At 69.6% G+C, this 17,066-nt stretch carries 13 protein-coding genes; 6 read left to right on the forward strand and 7 right to left on the reverse strand.

The window, feature by feature from the left end; translation table 11 throughout:
* The first annotated feature begins 13 nt into the window (after positions 1-13).
* From pepN to ACWPOC_RS18490, 4 genes are all read left to right on the forward strand, one after another.
* Positions 14-2,506, forward strand: coding sequence for an aminopeptidase N (pepN, locus tag ACWPOC_RS18475; RefSeq protein WP_455409130.1), 2,493 nt, complete (start codon positions 14-16; stop codon positions 2,504-2,506).
* Entirely contained in the window at positions 2,503-3,633 is a 1,131-nt protein-coding gene (locus ACWPOC_RS18480) for a tyrosine-type recombinase/integrase (protein ID WP_455409131.1), read from the forward strand. The genes pepN and ACWPOC_RS18480 overlap by 4 nt, the downstream gene beginning before the upstream one ends.
* A gap of 129 nt (positions 3,634-3,762) precedes the next feature.
* On the forward strand, positions 3,763-4,446 hold the full coding sequence (locus ACWPOC_RS18485; protein ID WP_455409132.1) for a DNA alkylation repair protein: 684 nt from the start codon (positions 3,763-3,765) through the stop codon (positions 4,444-4,446).
* 61 nt (positions 4,447-4,507) lie between these two features.
* Positions 4,508-6,916, forward strand: coding sequence for a phosphoketolase family protein (locus ACWPOC_RS18490; RefSeq protein ID WP_455409133.1), 2,409 nt, complete (start codon positions 4,508-4,510; stop codon positions 6,914-6,916).
* 3 nt (positions 6,917-6,919) lie between these two features.
* On the opposite strand, the gene ACWPOC_RS18495 is transcribed toward ACWPOC_RS18490, so the two are convergent.
* From ACWPOC_RS18495 to ACWPOC_RS18510, 4 genes are all read right to left on the reverse strand, one after another.
* Positions 6,920-7,684 (reverse strand): HAD family hydrolase, encoded by a 765-nt coding sequence (locus tag ACWPOC_RS18495; RefSeq protein ID WP_455409134.1) that lies wholly within the window; start codon positions 7,682-7,684, stop codon positions 6,920-6,922.
* 16 nt (positions 7,685-7,700) lie between these two features.
* Entirely contained in the window at positions 7,701-10,118 is a 2,418-nt protein-coding gene (locus tag ACWPOC_RS18500) for a glycoside hydrolase family 65 protein (protein ID WP_455409135.1), read from the reverse strand.
* Positions 10,119-10,183: 65 nt separating this feature from the next.
* Entirely contained in the window at positions 10,184-11,035 is an 852-nt protein-coding gene (gene otsB, locus ACWPOC_RS18505; protein ID WP_455409136.1) for a trehalose-phosphatase, read from the reverse strand.
* 72 nt (positions 11,036-11,107) lie between these two features.
* Entirely contained in the window at positions 11,108-12,175 is a 1,068-nt protein-coding gene (locus ACWPOC_RS18510) for a helix-turn-helix domain-containing protein (protein WP_120282805.1), read from the reverse strand.
* A gap of 120 nt (positions 12,176-12,295) precedes the next feature.
* On the opposite strand from ACWPOC_RS18510, the gene ACWPOC_RS18515 reads away from it, so the two are divergent.
* Complete coding sequence (locus ACWPOC_RS18515; protein WP_059384465.1) at positions 12,296-12,757, forward strand: 6,7-dimethyl-8-ribityllumazine synthase; 462 nt, start codon at positions 12,296-12,298, stop codon at positions 12,755-12,757.
* 24 nt (positions 12,758-12,781) lie between these two features.
* Here ACWPOC_RS18515 and ACWPOC_RS18520 read toward each other — a convergent pair whose 3' ends face one another.
* Positions 12,782-13,690 (reverse strand): SDR family oxidoreductase, encoded by a 909-nt coding sequence (locus ACWPOC_RS18520; protein ID WP_455409137.1) that lies wholly within the window; start codon positions 13,688-13,690, stop codon positions 12,782-12,784.
* A 122-nt stretch (positions 13,691-13,812) separates the two neighbouring features.
* On the opposite strand from ACWPOC_RS18520, the gene ACWPOC_RS18525 reads away from it, so the two are divergent.
* Positions 13,813-14,829, forward strand: coding sequence for an AraC family transcriptional regulator (locus ACWPOC_RS18525; RefSeq protein ID WP_183070708.1), 1,017 nt, complete (start codon positions 13,813-13,815; stop codon positions 14,827-14,829).
* 152 nt (positions 14,830-14,981) lie between these two features.
* On the opposite strand, the gene ACWPOC_RS18530 is transcribed toward ACWPOC_RS18525, so the two are convergent.
* Positions 14,982-16,127: an MFS transporter gene (locus tag ACWPOC_RS18530; RefSeq protein WP_120282811.1), complete on the reverse strand. Its 1,146-nt coding sequence runs from the start codon at positions 16,125-16,127 to the stop codon at positions 14,982-14,984.
* Positions 16,124-17,023 (reverse strand): PAC2 family protein, encoded by a 900-nt coding sequence (locus tag ACWPOC_RS18535; RefSeq protein ID WP_016690813.1) that lies wholly within the window; start codon positions 17,021-17,023, stop codon positions 16,124-16,126. Before ACWPOC_RS18535 ends, ACWPOC_RS18530 begins: the two co-directional genes overlap by 4 nt.
* Positions 17,024-17,066 lie beyond the last annotated feature (43 nt).

The following is a 17,066-nucleotide window of genomic DNA, read 5'->3' on the forward strand; positions in this document are numbered from 1 at the left end:
AGGATCGGGACTCGTGAGCTCCGCGAATCTGACCCGTGCCGAAACCGCCGCGCGCGCCCGCGCACTCGACGTGCACTCCTACCGCGTCGAACTCGACCTGCGGGGTGCCGTCGATGCCCGCCGCACCGGATTCCCCACGGTGACGACGCTCGAATTCACCGCCTCCACCGACGAGGCCTGGCTCGACTTCATCGGCGACTCCGTCGAGTCGGTGACGATCAACGGCGAGCTCGTGCCCGTCGTCTACGACGGCGCGCGGATCACGATCGGCGGTCTGAAGGAAATCAACGTCGTCACCGTCGTCGCGACCGGCCGGTACAGCCGGTCGGGGGAGGGGCTGCACCGCTTCGTCGATCCCGTCGACGGCGAAACCTATCTCTACACCCAGTACGAACCGGCCGACGCGCGTCGCGTGTTCGCGTGCTTCGAACAGCCGGATCTCAAGGCGCCGTTCACCTTCGTGGTCACCGCGCCGCGCCGCTGGCAGGTGCTGTCGAACGAGGCCGCCGAGCGCACGGTGCAGCGCGACGACACCCAGACCGTGACGTTCGCGCCGACCCAGCCGATCTCCACCTACATCACCGCGATCGTCGCCGGCCCGTACCACCGGGTGGACGCGTCGTGGAGCCGCGACGAGCTGACGGTGCCGCTGGGGGTGCTGTGCCGCGCCTCGCTCGCCGAGCACCTCGACGCCGACGAGATCGTCGAGATCACCCGGCAGGGCATGGACTTCTACTCCGAACACTTCGACTATCCGTATCCGTTCGGCAAGTACGACCAGGTGTTCGTGCCCGAATACAACCTCGGCGCAATGGAGAACCCCGGCTGCGTCACGTTCACCGAGGCCTACGTCTTCCGTGGCGCCGCCACCGCCGCCCAGCACCAGGGGCGCGCCAACACGATCCTCCACGAGATGGCCCACATGTGGTTCGGCGATCTCGTGACCATGAAGTGGTGGGACGACCTGTGGCTGAAGGAGTCGTTCGCCGACTTCATGGGCGCCTTCACCAGCGCCGAGGCCACCAAGTTCACCGACGCGTGGGTGGCCTTCGCGAACCGCCGCAAGGCCTGGGCGTATCTGCAGGACCAGCTGCCGACGACACATCCGATCGTCGCCGACATCGTCGACCTCGAGGCCGCGAAGCTGAACTTCGACGGCATCACCTACGCCAAGGGCGCGAGCGTGCTCAAGCAGCTCGTCGCCTATGTCGGCCGCGACGCCTTCTTCGAGGGGGCCCGCCGGTACTTCCGCAAGCACGCCTTCGGCAACACCACCCTCGACGATCTGCTCGTCGAACTGTCGAGCACCTCCGGCCGCGACCTGTCGTCCTGGGCGCAGGCGTGGTTGCAGACCACCGGGGTGTCGACCCTGCACCTCGAGGAGACCGGGACCGGGTACGAGATCGTGCAGAGCGATCCACGCCCGCACCGCCTCGCCGTCGGCTGCTACGACTCCGACGACTCCGGCGACCTCGTCCGCACCCACCGCGTCGAAGTCGACCTCGCCGACGAACGCACCCCCGTCGACCTGCCCGAGGCGGCGCTGCTGCTGCTCAACGACGACGACCTCACCTACGCGAAGATCCGCCTCGACGCCCGGTCGCTCGACACGGTCGAGGCCTCCCTGGACCGCGTCCGCGAACCGCTCGCGCGCGGCCTGCTGTGGTCGGCGCTGTGGAACGCGACCCGCGACGGGGAACTCGCCGTCGACCGCTATCTGTCCATGGCCGCGCGATTCGCCCCGCACGAGGCCGACATCGCGCTGCTCACCGCCGTGCTCGCCAACGCGGCCCAGGCCGTCGAACACTATGTGCCCGACTCGGCGCGCACCGACGCGCGGCGTGGCTGGTTCGACGCGGTCTGGGACGGGATGCACGGTGCCGCACCCGGCAGCGACACCCAGCTGGCGTTCGCTCGCGCCGTCGGTGTCGCGGCGAGCGTCGACGACCGGCACGCCGCCGACCTGCGAGCGATCCTGTGCGGCCACGTCGCACCGCCGGAGGGCCTACGTCTCGACCCCGACCTGCGGTGGAGCTGGTGGGCGGCGCTGACCACCACCGGCGACGCCGACGAGGCCGACCTCGACGAGGAACTGCGCAACGACGACACCGCCTCGGGACGCACCGCGCACCTGCGCGCACTCGCCTCCCGCCCCCGCGCCGAGGTCAAGGCGCACGCGTGGGCGACGATCCTCGCCGACCACACCCTCACCAACGACCATCTCGACGCGACCATCGCCGGGTTCCGCGCCGGGGCGCGCCGCGACTTGATCTCCGCCTACGACACCGACTACTTCGCGGTGCTCCGCGAGACGTGGACGAGCCGCAGCATCGAGATCGCCCGCCGGATCGTCGTCGGGTTGTTTCCCGCGGCCGACAGCCTCGAACCCGTCGACACCTGGCTCGAGGCCCACACCGACGCCCCGGCCGCGCTGCGACGCCTGGTGATCGAACAGCGCGACCATCTCGCCCGCGACCTGCGTGTCCAGAGGATCAACACGCCGTGACCAGCCCGGATCTGCCCCGTCCCGAGGTGCCCGCGGTACCGGGCGCGGTCGCCACCGCGATGCGGCGACTGCGGGAGAAGGCGACCTCGGAGAACACCCGCGCCGCCCAGATCGGCGACTGGACGATCTTCACCCGCTGGTGCGAACGCACCGGGCACAGTCCGATGCCGGCCACCGCCGAGCAACTGAGCTGGTTCCTCACCGAGAAGGCCGCCGAAGTGCGCCCCGACGGACGCTGGGCGTACGCGCCGTCGACGCTGTCGCGGTGGGTGTCGACCATCAACAAGATGCACGCCCTGGCAGGCCTGCCGAAACCCGGTGGGCACGAATCGGTTCGGGATCTGCTGCGTGGCATCCGACGCGACCGGGCCACCCCGCCGGCGCGGCGCACCCCGCTGCTCACCGACGACATCCGCACCATCCTCACCGCGATGCGCGCCGAGGCCGCCGACGGCGGGTGGGCCGAACGCGTCGCCGAACGTCGCGACGCCGCGCTGCTGCTCATGGGACTGGCCGGGGCGCTGCGCCGCTCCGAGCTCACCGGGCTCGTCGTCACCGACGTCGTCCCGCACCGCGCCGACGGGCTCTACGTGACGGTCCGCCGGTCCAAGACCGACCGCAGCGCCCGCGGCCGCACCGTCACCCTGCCGTACGGGTCCGATCCGCACACCTGCCCGGTGTGCGCCTATCGGCGCTGGCGGGAGGTGCTCGACGCCTGGGACGAGTCCGGACGCGAGGCCGTCGTCGACCTGCTCGGCAACGCCACCGCCGACCCGGCCGAGCACTGCTGCCGCGGCCTGGCGGCCGGGCGCACGCAGGACGGCGACCGGCCCCTGTTCCGGCCGGTGCACCACAGCGGCGCGGTGGGGACGAGCGCGCTGTCGGGGCAGTCCGTGCACTCGATGATCCAGCGCCGCGCCCGCCGCGCCGGGTTCAGCGACGACCTCGTCGCCACCCTCGGCGGGCACAGCCTGCGGGCCGGGTTCGTCACCCAGGCGGTGCGCGGCGGCGCGACCACGCAGATGATCATGACGCAGACCGGGCACGCGGACGAACGGATGGTCGCGCTGTACAGCCGCCACCACGCCGGTCTCGTCGGCAACGCGGTCACCCAGCTCGACCTGTGACCGGGTTCGGGTGGATCCGACCCCGCTCAGCGGGGCCGAACCACCCGAATCGACGACGGAACCGGCCCAGGCTGTCGCCCGGCGCTCGTAGGCTGAGGCGCGACCGACACGCACGGACAGGAGATCACGGTGGCACAGACGAAAACGGACACTCCGACCGTCGACGAGCTGCTCACCGAACTCACCGCGCTCGACGACTCGAAGATCCGCGCGGTGAACGAGAAACACGGCGACGACCACGGCGTGAACCTCAGCGCCCTGCGGGCCATCGCCAAGCGGGTGAAGACCCAGCACGAGCTCGCGCAGCAACTCTGGGCCACCGGCGACACCGCCGCCCGGCTGCTCGCGCTGCTGATCTGCCGCCCCAAGGCGTTCACCGTCGACGAGCTCGATGCGATGGTCCGCGAGACCGGCACCCCGAAGGTGCACGACTGGTTCGTGAACTATGTCGTGAAGAAGTACCCGCACGCCGAGGAACTGCGTGGCCGGTGGATGACCGATCCCGATCCGGTCGTCGCGAGCGCGGGATGGGCGCTCACCGCCGAGCGCGTCGTCAAGAACGCCGACGGACTCGACCTGTCCGGCCTGCTCGACACCATCGACGCCCAGATGCGCGACGCCCCCGAACGTCTGCAGTGGGCGATGAACACGTGCCTGGCGCAGATCGGCATCGAACACCCCGCCCACCGGGCCCGCGCGCTCGACATCGGCGAACGCCTCGAGGTGCTGAAGGACTATCCGACGTCCCCGGGCTGCACGTCGCCGTACGCGCCGGCCTGGATCGGTGAGATGGTGCGCCGCCGGGGCGAGTGAGCCCCTCACCCGATGGGTACCGCTGCAACGAGCACCCCGGTCGCCGACGACGAGGAAACCGATGTCACTCCGCACACCGCAGACCAGTTCCGACGCCACCTCCGAGCCGGGGGCCGCGATCGATCCGGACTTCGCAGACCTCGACGCGTGGTGGCGGGCCGCGAACTATCTGTCCGTCGGGCAGATCTACCTCATGGACAACCCGTTGCTGCGCGAACCGCTGCGGCCCGAACACATCAAACCGCGACTGCTCGGACACTGGGGCACCACACCGGGATTGAACTTCGTCTACGCACACCTCAACCGCGCCATCACCACCCGCGACCTGGACATGATGTACGTCATGGGTCCCGGTCACGGCGGCCCCGGACCGGTCGCCGCGGCGTGGCTCGAAGGCACCTACAGCGAGGTCTATCCGGCTGTCTCCCGCGACGAGGACGGCATGCGGCGCCTGTTCCGACAGTTCTCGTTCCCCGGCGGCATTCCCAGCCACGTCGCCCCCGAGACCCCCGGCTCGATCCACGAGGGCGGTGAACTGGGCTACTCCCTCTCGCACGCCTACGGTGCTGCCTTCGACAATCCCGACCTGATCGTCGCCGCGGTCGTCGGTGACGGCGAAGCCGAGACGGGGCCGCTGGCCGCGAGCTGGCACTCGACGAAATTCGTCGACCCGCGCCGCGACGGGGCGGTACTGCCGATCCTGCACCTCAACGGCTTCAAGATCGCCAACCCGACGGTGCTGGCCCGCATCGGCGAGGACGAACTGATCTCGCTGCTGCGTGGCTACGGGCACGAACCGATCGTCGTCGCCGGCGACGATCCCGCTGACATGCACCGGCGCTTCGCCGGCGCCCTCGACGCGGCGCTCGACCGGATCTCCGAGATCCAGCAGACCGCTCGCAGCTCGGGAAACGCGACCCGCCCGGCCTGGCCGATGATCGTGCTGCGGTCCCCGAAGGGGTGGACCGGCCCGGTCGAGGTCGACGGCGCCCCGGTCGAGGGCACCTGGCGCGCGCACCAGGTGCCGATCGGCGATCCGCGCGGGAACGACGAGCACCTCCGCGCTCTCGAGGAGTGGCTGCAGAGCTATCGACCGAAGGAGTTGTTCGACGACGACGGTGCCCCTGCTGCGGCCCTGCGCGACCTCGCGCCGCGCGGCACCCGGCGGATGAGTGCGAACCCGCATGCCAACGGGGGAGCGGTGCTGCGCGATCTGATCCTGCCCGACTTCCGCGACTACGCCGTAGACGTTCCCGAACCGGCCACCGCCACCGGCGAAGCCACCCGCATCCTCGGCACCTTCCTGCGCGACGTGATGCGGAGCAACGCCACGAACTTCCGGGTGTTCGCGCCGGACGAGAACAACTCCAACCGTCTCGACGCGGTCCTCGACGCCACCGACCGCACCTGGAACGCGCGCATCGACCCGGGTGACGACCGGGTCGCCCCCGACGGGCGGGTCATGGAGATCCTGTCCGAACACACCTGCCAGGGCTGGCTCGAGGGCTACCTGCTCACCGGCCGGCACGGATTGTTCTCCAGCTACGAGGCTTTCGCGCACCTGGTCGACTCGATGGTCAACCAGCACGCCAAATGGCTCCTCACCACGAACCGGATCCGCTGGCGCCGCCCCGTCCCGTCGCTGAACTACCTGCTCACCTCACACGTGTGGCGGCAGGACCACAACGGGTTCTCGCACCAGGACCCCGGATTCATCGACCACGTCGTCAACAAGAAACCCGAGGTCGTGCGCGTCTACCTGCCGCCGGACGCCAACACCCTGCTCTCGGTGGCCGACCACTGCCTGCGCACCCGCCAGTACATCAACGTGATCGTCGCCGGGAAGCAACCCGCCGTGCAATTCCTCGACATCGACGACGCGATGACCCACTGCCGCAAGGGCATCGGCATCTGGCAGTGGGCCTCGACCGACCGCGACGCCGAACCGGATGTGGTGCTCGCCTGCGCCGGCGACATCCCCACGATGGAAACCCTCGCGGCCGTCGACATCCTGCACCGCCGCTTCCCCGACCTGCGGATCCGGGTGGTCAACGTCGTCGACCTCATGCGGCTGCAGGACGACCGGGCGCACCCGCACGGGTTGCCGGACGCGCACTTCGACGCGCTGTTCACCACCGACAAGCCAGTGGTCTTCGCCTACCACGGCTATCCGTGGCTGATCCACCGTCTCGTCTACCGGCGCACCAACCACGAGAACTTCCATGTTCACGGCTACATCGAGGAGGGCACGACCACCACACCCTTCGACATGTGCGTGCTCAACCGCATCGACCGCTACCACCTTGCGCTCGACGTCCTCGACCGCGTCGAGCGGATCCGGCCCATCGCCGGGCACGCCCGCGAGGAACTCGAGAACATCCTCGCCGAGCACACCCGCTACGTGCGCACCCACGGCGAGGACATGCCGGTGATCACCGACTGGCACTGGCAGGGCGTCGGAATCGACTGAGCGTCACACCGAGCGGCGGCGGCCCAGTCGTCCGGCGGTGAAGGCGTCGACGTCGACCTCGTCGAGGGAGGTCACCACCAGATCGGCGCCTGCGTCCTCGAGGTCGGCGGTGTCGTCGAAACGGGCGACACCGAGCGCCCACATGCCGCCGGTCTTCGCCGCCCGGATCCCGCTGATCGCGTCCTCGACCACCACGCACGCCTGCGCGGGCACCCCGAGTTCGTCGGCGGCGGTGAGGAACAGTTCCGGGTCGGGTTTGCCGTGGGCGACCGGGCGCCCGGACAGATCGGCGTCGAAGCGGTCGAGCAGCGTCTCGCCGGGATGGTCGTGGGCGGGGATCGCCCGCAGGAACAGTCCGGCGTTCTTCGACGAGGACGCCGCGGCCACCGCGATCCCCGCCGCCTGCACGGCCGCGACGAAGCGCACTCCGTCGTCGTAGGCGCGGAACCTGCGCTCGTCGATCAACCGCAGCAACAGGGCCTGCTTGCGCTCGGCGTAGTCGACCGCGCGGCGCTCGGCGTCGGGCACCGCGAAGTACTCGAGGGCGGCGCGGGCACCGTCCATCCGTGGCCGGCCCGACAGCACCTGCCGGTACACCTCCGCGGTGAACGCGTCCTCCTGCCAGGAGGTCTCGGGCTGCAGGTCGCACCAGTCGCTGGCCATCAACTCCGCCAGCGCTTCCCGCCACGCCGTCTCGTGCGGTGAATCGACGAGCACCCCGTCGACGTCGAAGATCGCCGCGCGGAACCGCGACTGCGTCTCGGCCACGATGTCCTCCTCGCGGTCAGGCCGGGACGGCGGCGAGCCGGAATTCGTGCGACTCGCCGGCGCCGAGCGCGACGAGTTCGCCGTCCACCGCGACCCGCACCGGCACCCGGAAACCCTCGGTCTCGGCGCGCACCGACAGCTTGTCGCCGTCGATCCGCACCCGTAGGGGAGTGCCGCGGTACCGCATGGAGAACGACACCCCGTCGAGGTGCGAGACCAGCTTGGGCCGGAAGACGAGCACGTCGCCGTACGCACGGGCACCGACGTAGTAGCGCTGCACCAGATCGAGGGTGCCGCCCATGACCCCCATGTGGATGCCCTCCTTGGTGGTGCCGCCCTGCAGGTCGCTGACGTCGCTCTCGAGCGCGAGCTTGAACCGCAACCACGAGGACTGCGGATCGAAGGTGGCGAGCACACCGGCGAACGTCACGTGACTGAGCGTCGACCCGTGCGACGTGCGCTGGTCGTAGTAGTCGACGGTGCGGCGCACGAGGTCGCGACCGAACGGATAACCGAGCTGCTCGAACACCTGCCGCAACTCGGCATCGTCGAACAGGAAGAACAACATCACCGTGTCGGCCTGCTTGGCGACCTTGTAGGCATCCGGATCACGGCCCTCGGCGCGCAGGATGCGGTCCATCCTGCCGATGTTGCCGTACTCCGTGCGGTAGTGCTCCCAGTCGAGTTCCTCGAGATCCTCGTAGCCTTCGAACTGGCTGATCACCCCGTCGTGGTAGGGCACGAACATCTTCCGGCTCATCTCCGACCAGGTGCGCAGTTCCTCGTCGGTGACCCGCAACCGAGCCCGCAGGGCCGTGCGCCGGCTCTTCGACAGCACCTCGAAGACATCGAGGGCGCGCGCCGCGATCCACGCGACCATCACGTTCGTGTACGCGTTGTTGCGCACACCGCCCTCGGTGGCTCCCGGATACCGTTCGTGGAACTCGTCCGGGCCCATCACCCCGTGGATCTCGTAGCGGTCCCGATCCGGGTTGTAGTGCGCGATCGACGCCCAGAACCGCGCGATCTCGAGCATCATCTCGGCGCCGTAGTCGGCGAGGAAGTCGACATCGTCGGTGGCCTGGTAGTAGTGCCACACGTTGTAGAAGATCGCGGCGCTGACGTGCCGCTGGTTCCGGCTCAGGTCCGGATCCCACTGACCCGACATCGGGTTCAGATGCACCGTCTGGGTCTCCTCGGTGCCGTCGCTGCCGCTCTGCCAGGGGAACATCGCGCCGCGGTAACCGGCCTCGCTCGCCGCGGCCTGCGCCTCACCCAACCGGCGGTAGCGGTAGAGGATCAGGCCTTTGGTGATCTCCGGGACCCGCAGGTTCAGGAAGGGATAGACGAACATCTCGTCCCAGAACACGTGCCCGCGATAGGCCTCGCCGTTGAGTCCGCGCGCCGGCACTCCCGCGTCGAGGCGCGCGGTGTGCCGTGAGCAGACCTGCAGTACGTGCGAGACGTGCAGGCGCAGCAGCAACTGCGCGCGCGACTCCCGCGGCAACCGGATGGCGCAGATGTCCCACAGCTCGTCCCACGCCGCGACGTGCTCGTCGTACGCCTCGGCGAAATCCGGATAACGCAGCACGTGCCGGCCCGCCGACGCGAGGGGCTCGGTGATCGCGTCGTCGCGGGAAGTGAACATCGCCACCATCTTCTCGATCCGCACCGTCGAACCCTCGGCGATGTCGAAGGAGAGGACCTGCTGGATGTAGTCCTCCATCTGGTACAGATCCCGGTCGACGAGCATCGCTCCTCCCGAACCCTCCCGGAACACCCGGGTGCGTGCGGCCTGGGCGATGTAGGTGTCGGACTGGCGGATCTGCACCTTCAGCGCGATCGTCTCGGGACCGTAGGTGCGCGGCGAGACCGGATCGAGGTGCCGCGCCTCGAGATCGCGGTAGCGGGCGACCGCGCGATTGGAGACCCGGCCGTCGAGGGCGGTGACGATCTCGACCCGCCCCGACCAGTTCTCCGGGGTCAGCGACCATTCGAGCGCCCCCTGGTTCGGATGCTCCATGCTCACGAACCGTCTGCTGCGCAGCGACGTCTCGCGGCCGTGCCGATCCCGGAACCGCAGTTCGCGGACCACGGTGGCGGTGCGGATGTCGTAGACGTGCCGGTAGTCGAGGATCTCCACCTGCGCCAGGCGGATCGCTTCGCCACCGTCGATGCGCAGCTTCAGCACGAGCCAGTTCGGGAGGTTGACCAGATCCTCGTTCAGGACCGGGCTACCACCCATGATGGTGGTCTCGCGGTTGTAGCAACGATGCGCGTAGGTCCCCGGATAGTGGACCTCGCCCATGTCCTCCCACTCGGCGGTGCCGCGTGAACAGAAGTAGCCGTTGCCCGTCGAGGTCAGGGCTTCGCGCAGGGGTTCGTCGTCGGGATCGAAACCGTCGTAGTCGAGGGTGAACTCCGGGTCGTACACGCGAACCTCCTGGCGGGTCGTAGTCGACACGAACTGTCCGGCGGTGCTGTCACCCGGCGGCGCTGTCATCTACCCAGGGCCGACAGGAAACGTTCGACGTCGTCGACCGACGCGAGGACGAACTCGGCGTCGGTGCGGCGTCCGGCCATCTCCGGGTCGTCGGGGCTGCCGACGAGGATCCCGATGCCGCGACCCCGCAACGCCCGGAAGGCGTCCTCGTCGGTGATGTCGTCGCCGAGATAGAGCGGCACGACCTCGTCGGAGGCGAGACCGAGGACCTCGATCAGGTGCAGGACCGCTTTGCCCTTGTTCCAGTCCACGGCCGGTTTGAGTTCGTAGACCATCTTTCCCGGCACCACGGCGAGCCGTTCGGGGTTCTCCTGTAACAGCGTCTCGACGATCGCACCCACCCGGTCGTGCACCTCGGGGGAGGCCTGCCGGTAGTGCACGGCCACCGACGCGCGCTTCGGTTCGATGCCGACGCCGTCGATACCGTCCAGGCGGGTGCGCAGGGTCTCGGTGGTCTCGGTGATCAGATCGGTGAAGTCGTCGAGGACGTCGTGGGCGATCTGCCCGTCGGTGGGGCTCCAGATATCGAAGCCGTGGCTTCCGGCGACGACGAGATCGTCGACCCCCATGAGCTGCTGGACGACGTCGCGGTCGCGGCCGGTGACGATGCACACCGACACGCGGTCGGCGAGCTCGCGGACGGTGCGGCGCATGGCATCCGGCCACACCGCGTCCTCGGGACGGGCGACGATCGGCGTGAGCACGCCGTCGTAGTCGAGGAAGACCGCGGGCCGGCGGCCCGCGAGACGATCGGACAAGGCGGCGCCGTCGAGTGCCGACGGCAGGTCCTCCACGGTGCGCGGCGCGGTCATCTGATCGGTACTCCTGTCGTCGCGGCGACCCGTCATGGTTCGCACCGTACACAAAGATCGAAATGCTCGGCCGGGGATCCGGGGAGGCGGATCGGCCGGATACAGCGGTCAGCGCACCGGACGCCGCCAGTGCTCGTCCGCGGTGAGCCGGGAGCGGACGTGTTCGGCGGCATCGTCGTTGCGGAACGGGCCCGCCAGCAGGTCGGCGTACACATGCGAGATCGCGGCGTGGCGCAGTCCGCCGCGACGGTCCATCCGTTCGAAGACCACCGGCGACCAGGGAATCGCCACCACCACGTCGCCACCGTGCTCGACCGCGCGCAGACCGAGACTGTCGGCGAAGTCGTCCGGGTCGTCGGCGTAGACCTCGAGCAACGCCGGGGCCGCATAATCGGTGGCGCCGACGCCCGTGAGCGCGTATGGGATGTCGATGCGTTCGGCCAGTCGCGCGCGGGTCGCGGTGACGCCCTCGGCGGCGGTGAACCGCCGGACCGCGCACACCTTCCGTTCGGCGGCCCAGGCCCGCAGCATCGGTTCCCAGCGCACCTCCACGATCGGGCCGCGCGGGACTCGGCGCACGAGCTCGCGTTCGACGAGCACCTCGACGACCCGGTAGGTCGCGCCGGTGGACGCGCCGGACAGCTTGATCAGTTCCGGGACGGAGATCTCCCCGACGTGATCGGCGAGCGCGCGCACCACGCGGTCGGACGGCTCGCCGGTGAGCACCCCGGACGGGCGGCCCGGGCCGCGCCACGGGTCGGCGTCGGCTCCGCGGTCGCGGACCCACACCGCCGGACGGTTGGCGACGAGCGAGAGGTTGCCGGTCGCGTCGGCGTAGGAGATGCCGTGCCGGTCGAGCTGGCGGCGCACCGGATCGGACAGATAGTGGGCGCACACGAAGCCGCGGTCGGACTCGGACAGGTCGGCGGCGATGCGGGCGACGTCGCCGGAGAGCACACCGCGGGAGGCGACCACGGAGAAGGACACGGTGTCGCCGTCGGGGGCGGAGACGAGCATCCGGGTGGGTGCCTCGGGGGAGCGGGGACGGTCGCTCGACAGCGACCAGCCGAGCGGCAAGCACGCCTCGAGTCGGGCGGTGGCGCGGCGGTAGATGTCGATGTACCGCTCGGGGCGGGGACCGACGGTGTTCTCGGGGGCGGGAACCGACTGTGTCACATCCACCACTGTAGTCACTCTGTGCATGACGGAAAAGAGAAATAAACGAAATCTCATAGGACGGAACAGCGCCCCTCCCGCACGACAAACTATGACGCGACATGCGCTAGTTTCGTGACCATGACCGACATCACCGGGCGCATCGCGTTCGTTCAGGCGACCTGGCACCGCAACATCGTCGACCAGGCACGCACAGGCTTCACCGACGAGATCACCCGCCTCGGCGTCTCACAGGACGCCCTGGACTTCTTCGAGGTCCCCGGCGCGTTCGAGATCCCGCTGCACGCCAAGCGACTGGCGAAGACCGGGCGCTACGACGCGATCGTCGCGGCCGGGCTGGTCGTCGACGGCGGCATCTACCGGCACGACTTCGTCGCCACCGCGGTGATCGACGGCCTGATGCGGGTCCAGCTCGACACCGATGTGCCGGTCTTCTCCGTGGTGCTCACCCCGCACAACTTCCACGAGCACGACGAGCACGTCGAGTACTTCACGCGGCACTTCGTCAAGAAGGGCGCCGAGGCGGCTCGCGCCGTCGACGCCACGGTGCGCTCGCTGCGTGCGCTGCCGACCGGAGACTGAGCCCGACCGGCAGCGCGCGTCGGATCAGCGTGCGCTGCCGGAGGTATCCTTCGCCACCGAGCCCTCGCCGGCCCCCGCCTGATTCGGAGCCTCGGTGCGCCGACGGTAGGCCGCCCGCGCGGTCTCGTCGGTGTTCAATGCCAGCGACTGCAGACCGAACGCCGCGGAGATGCGGTGACGGGTCGCCTCCGGCACCGCCTTCAGCGCTCCGAGGATCGCGCCCGCCGTGCGGGGCACGTACCGCAGGCCGGGGCGAGCCGTCGCGATCACCTGCACGATCGCGGCGGCGACCTCGTCCGGGCCGACCATGGCGAGCTTCTCGATGAGCGCGTTGGGCTTCATGCCCGCGATCAGCTCGGTGCGCACGAAGCCCGGGGCGATCGTGGAAACCACGATGTTCGAGCCGGCAAGTTCCTGGCGCAGCACCGACCCGAGGCCGATCACCGCGTGCTTGGTCGCGGAGTACACCGCGAGTCCGGGGGCGCCTTCGATGCCGACGACGGAGCCGAGATTGACGATGTGTCCGTAGCCCTGTTCGGTGAACCGGGCGGCGGCCAGCTTCGAACCGAGGATCACACCGCGGACGTTGACGTCGATCTGCCGGTCGGTGACGGTGTCGGTCTCCTCGAGGAACGCGCCGGTGGGCATGATGCCGGCGTTGTTGACGAGCACGTCGATCCCGCCGAACTCCATGTGGGCCAGGCTGAGGAATTCGTCGAAGGATCCTCGGTCGGTGACGTCGAGGGGCAACCCGAGCACCGTGGTGCCGAAGCGCGCACCGATCCGGGCGGCGGTGTCCTGCACGAGATCCTTGTCGATGTCGCCGATGGCCACTCGCGCGCCGGCCGCAACGAGGGCTTCGGCCGTCGCCTGTCCGATGCCGCGCGCTCCGCCGGTGATGACAACCCTCTTGCCGTGCACGTTCGGTCTCATGCCGTGTCGTCCTTTCCTCGCTGTGCTGGTGAAGTCGACGCTACGAATCGAGCCCTCCGTGATCCATGCCACTATCGGCAAGTTCTTGTGAATTTCGGCCACGCTGCCGAGGATGGAGCCTCGTGAACCCCTGGACCTCCCGCCGCGCGGCGACGAGCGCGGCCCTGATGGTGTCGTTCGGACGCGAGCGCGGTCTCGATGCCGGCACGTTGCTGGCAGGTACCGGGTTGGGGGAGGAGGAGATCACCGATCCGGGTGGGGAGATCACCGACGACCAGGAGTTGGCCGTGATCGGGAATCTCGTGACCGCGCTGGACGATCGGCCCGGGGAAGGGTTCGCTCTCGGTCTGCGCTACCAGGCGGCGGTGCACGGGATCTTCGGTTACGCCCTGATGAGCTGTGCGACGGTGCGCGACGGCATCGAGGTGGGCACCCGCTTCTTCGATCTCACCTTCGCCTTCTCGCGCGCCGCCCTGGAGTATGCGGGCGACGAGGTCCGCTTCTGCCTCGACGACCGGCACGTGCCGGCGCAGCTGCGGGGCTTCCTGCTGGAGCGCGACGTCTCGGGGATCCTCGCCCATTGGGGTGCGCTGTGGGGGCAGCCGTCGGAGGTGCGTCGCATCGAGGTGGCCGAATCGCTCGGTGAGCGGGTCGCGCCGGTCTTCCGCGACCGGGGTTTCCGGGTGGAGACGACGGCGTCGCCGCATGCGGTGGTGGTGGACGCGCGGGCGTTGGACCGGCCCATGCCGACCGCGAGCCCGGAGGCCGCCGCCGTACTGCTACGGGAGTGCGCGGAACTGCTGCAGCGCAGACAGAATCACGGCGAGCTCGGTGCCCGCGTGCGGGAAGTGCTGCTGCGTCGCGCTGCCGAGAGCCCCACCCAGGACCAGGTAGCTGCGGAACTGGGGTCGAGCGTGCGTACCCTTCGGCGGCAGCTGGGGGAGGAGGGGACCTCGTACCGGGCGATCGTGGCCGAGACACTGAGGACGATGGCGGGGGAGCTGCTGGATGCGGGCCTGCCGGTGGAGAGGGTGGCGCACCGTCTGGGCTACGCCGATGCGTCGAGCTTCTCGGTGGCGTTCAAGCAGTGGACCGGCCGGACGCCGGGTGGGCGACGACGGGAGAGACGCTCGGTCTGAGGCCACTGCGGGAACCGGTTCGAGAGCCCCTGGCGATATTCTGAACAATACGGAAATCATAGAAAACCAGAACCTATCCTCCTTTGCAAACTACTCACCACACACCAGGGCACCAGCTACCAAACACCAACCCAGCCAAGAAAACGGGGGTGTCAGCGGCTCGATGCCTCCGGGCGTCGAGTCATTGCCAGGGGGACCAGCACACCGAGCAGCGCGGCGGGCAGCAGGAACGCGACGACCGGATCGGCGCCGTACACCGGTGTCAGCAGGAGAGGGGAGAAGGCTGCACCGCCGAAGCGGAAGGCCTGCACGACGGACACCGCACCACCGCGGTTGCCGCCCGGCCCACCGAGTACCGCGGCGTTGACCCCGACGAGGATGAACTGCGAAGCGACGCCCGCCAGGAACCACGCGACGCCGAGAACGACGAGCCACGGGACGGTACCGACGACCACGACCAGCGCTGCGCCGCTCACCGCGCCGATGAGCACGATCGCGCGAGCACCGACGCGGTCGATGAGCATCCCGACCGGCCTGGAACTGAGGATGCCGGCGAGTCCGAACACCGTGAGTACCACGCCGCGTTCGGACGGGGACAACCCGAAGTCGTCCTCGACCCGGAAGGCGAGGAGGAACCCGAGCCCGCCGAGGGCACCCCAGCCGAGCAACGCGACCAGTCCGATACGCAGGACGCGCGGGGTGAGCGCGTCACGCAGACGGACCCGGGTGGTACCGGACGGGTCGTCGCGCACCGATTCGGGCAGGCCGGCGAGCGCCAGAACCAGCGCGGCGCCGGCGAGCACGACGAACGCCCATCGCCAACTCACCTCGGCGGCGAGACCGCCGATCAGCGGGGCGACGGTCTGGCCGGCGGCCTGCATCGCCCCGAACAAGCCGAGCGCACGGCCGAGCCTGTCCTTCGGGGTGATGACGGCCAGCGCCGCGAGCAGCAGTGGAGTGGTGAACGCGTTGGCCGCGCCCTGCAGCATGCGGGTGCCGATGAGCACCGAGAAGGTCGGCGCCAGCGCCGCGGCGATGGAGACCGCCGCGTAGACGAGATAGGCGGTGCGGACGGTGCGGACGCGTCCCCACCGTGCGCCGAGCGTGCCGGAGAACAGCATCGCGGCGGCGAACACACCGAGATAGGCGGTGACGGTTGTCGCGGCAGTTCCGGTGGACACACCGGTGTCGGCGCCGATCTCCGGCAGCATCGATACGACGACACTGCCGCCGAAGGGACCGAGGAAGCCCCCCGCGTACAGCGCCGTGCGCTGCAGCGGTTCGCGCAGATCCCTCACCTGTTGAAGCCGCCGGGACCCCGTCGCCGCAGATAGCGTTCGAACTCGGCGGCGAGGGCGTCGCCGTCGATCTTGGCGATGACCTCGGAGATGTCCTCCTCCGCTTCGGCGTCGCCGCGCTCCTCGAGGGTGCGCACGTACTCGGCGATCTCCTCGTCGTCCTCGATCATGTCGGTGACGGTCTGTTCCCATTCCTCGGCGAGGAGGGGGAGTTCGCCGAGTGGTACCTCGAGGTCGAGGACGTCCTCGACGCGGCGCAGCAGCGCCACGGTGGCCTTGGGGTTCGGCGGGTTGGACACGTAGTGGGGGATCGCCGCCCAGAAGGACACGGCGGGGATGCCCGCGCGCACGAAGGCGTCCTGCAGCACGCCGGTGATGCCGGTGGGTCCTTCGTAGCGGGAGGTCTGCAGCTTGAAGCGTTCGGCGGCCTCGGAGCTGTAGGCGGTGCCGGTCACCGGGACCGGGCGGGTGTGCGGGGTGTCGGCGAGCAGTGCGCCGAGCAGGACGACGGTGTGGACCTCGAACTCGTCGACGAGTTCGATGATGGCGTCGCAGAAGCTGCGCCAGCGCATGCTCGGCTCGATGCCGTGCAGCAGGACGACGTCGCGGTCGCTGCCGGGCGGGGAGCACAGCGATAGTCGGGTGGTGGGCCAGTCGATCTCGCGGGTGACGCCGTCGACGAGACGGACCTGTGGCCGGTTGACCTGGTAGTCGTAGTACTCCTCGGAGTCCAGCTCGGCGAAGGGCTCGGCGTCCCAGATCAGCTCGAGGTGTTCGACGGCGCCGCTGGCGGCGTCGCCGGCGTCGTTCCACCCCTCGAAGGCGGCGACGAGCACCGGATCGCGCAGGACGGGGACGTCCTGGTCCGGGGTCTCGGGATACTCGGGTGTACTCACTCGTCCAGCCTACGACCCGGCCCGATCCGGGCGCCCACTAGTC

It is taken from the genome of Rhodococcus sp. 5G237 (genome assembly GCF_053764735.1).

Bases quoted from the DNA above. Each gene is read 5' to 3' on its own strand.
- ACWPOC_RS18490 (WP_455409133.1), top strand. From the start codon at position 4,508: ATGTCACTCCGCACACCGCAGACCAGTTCCGACGCCACCTCCGAGCCG.
- otsB (WP_455409136.1), bottom strand. From the start codon at position 11,035: ATGACGGGTCGCCGCGACGACAGGAGTACCGATCAGATGACCGCGCCG.
- ACWPOC_RS18515 (WP_059384465.1), top strand. From the start codon at position 12,296: ATGACCGACATCACCGGGCGCATCGCGTTCGTTCAGGCGACCTGGCAC.
- ACWPOC_RS18520 (WP_455409137.1), bottom strand. From the start codon at position 13,690: ATGAGACCGAACGTGCACGGCAAGAGGGTTGTCATCACCGGCGGAGCG.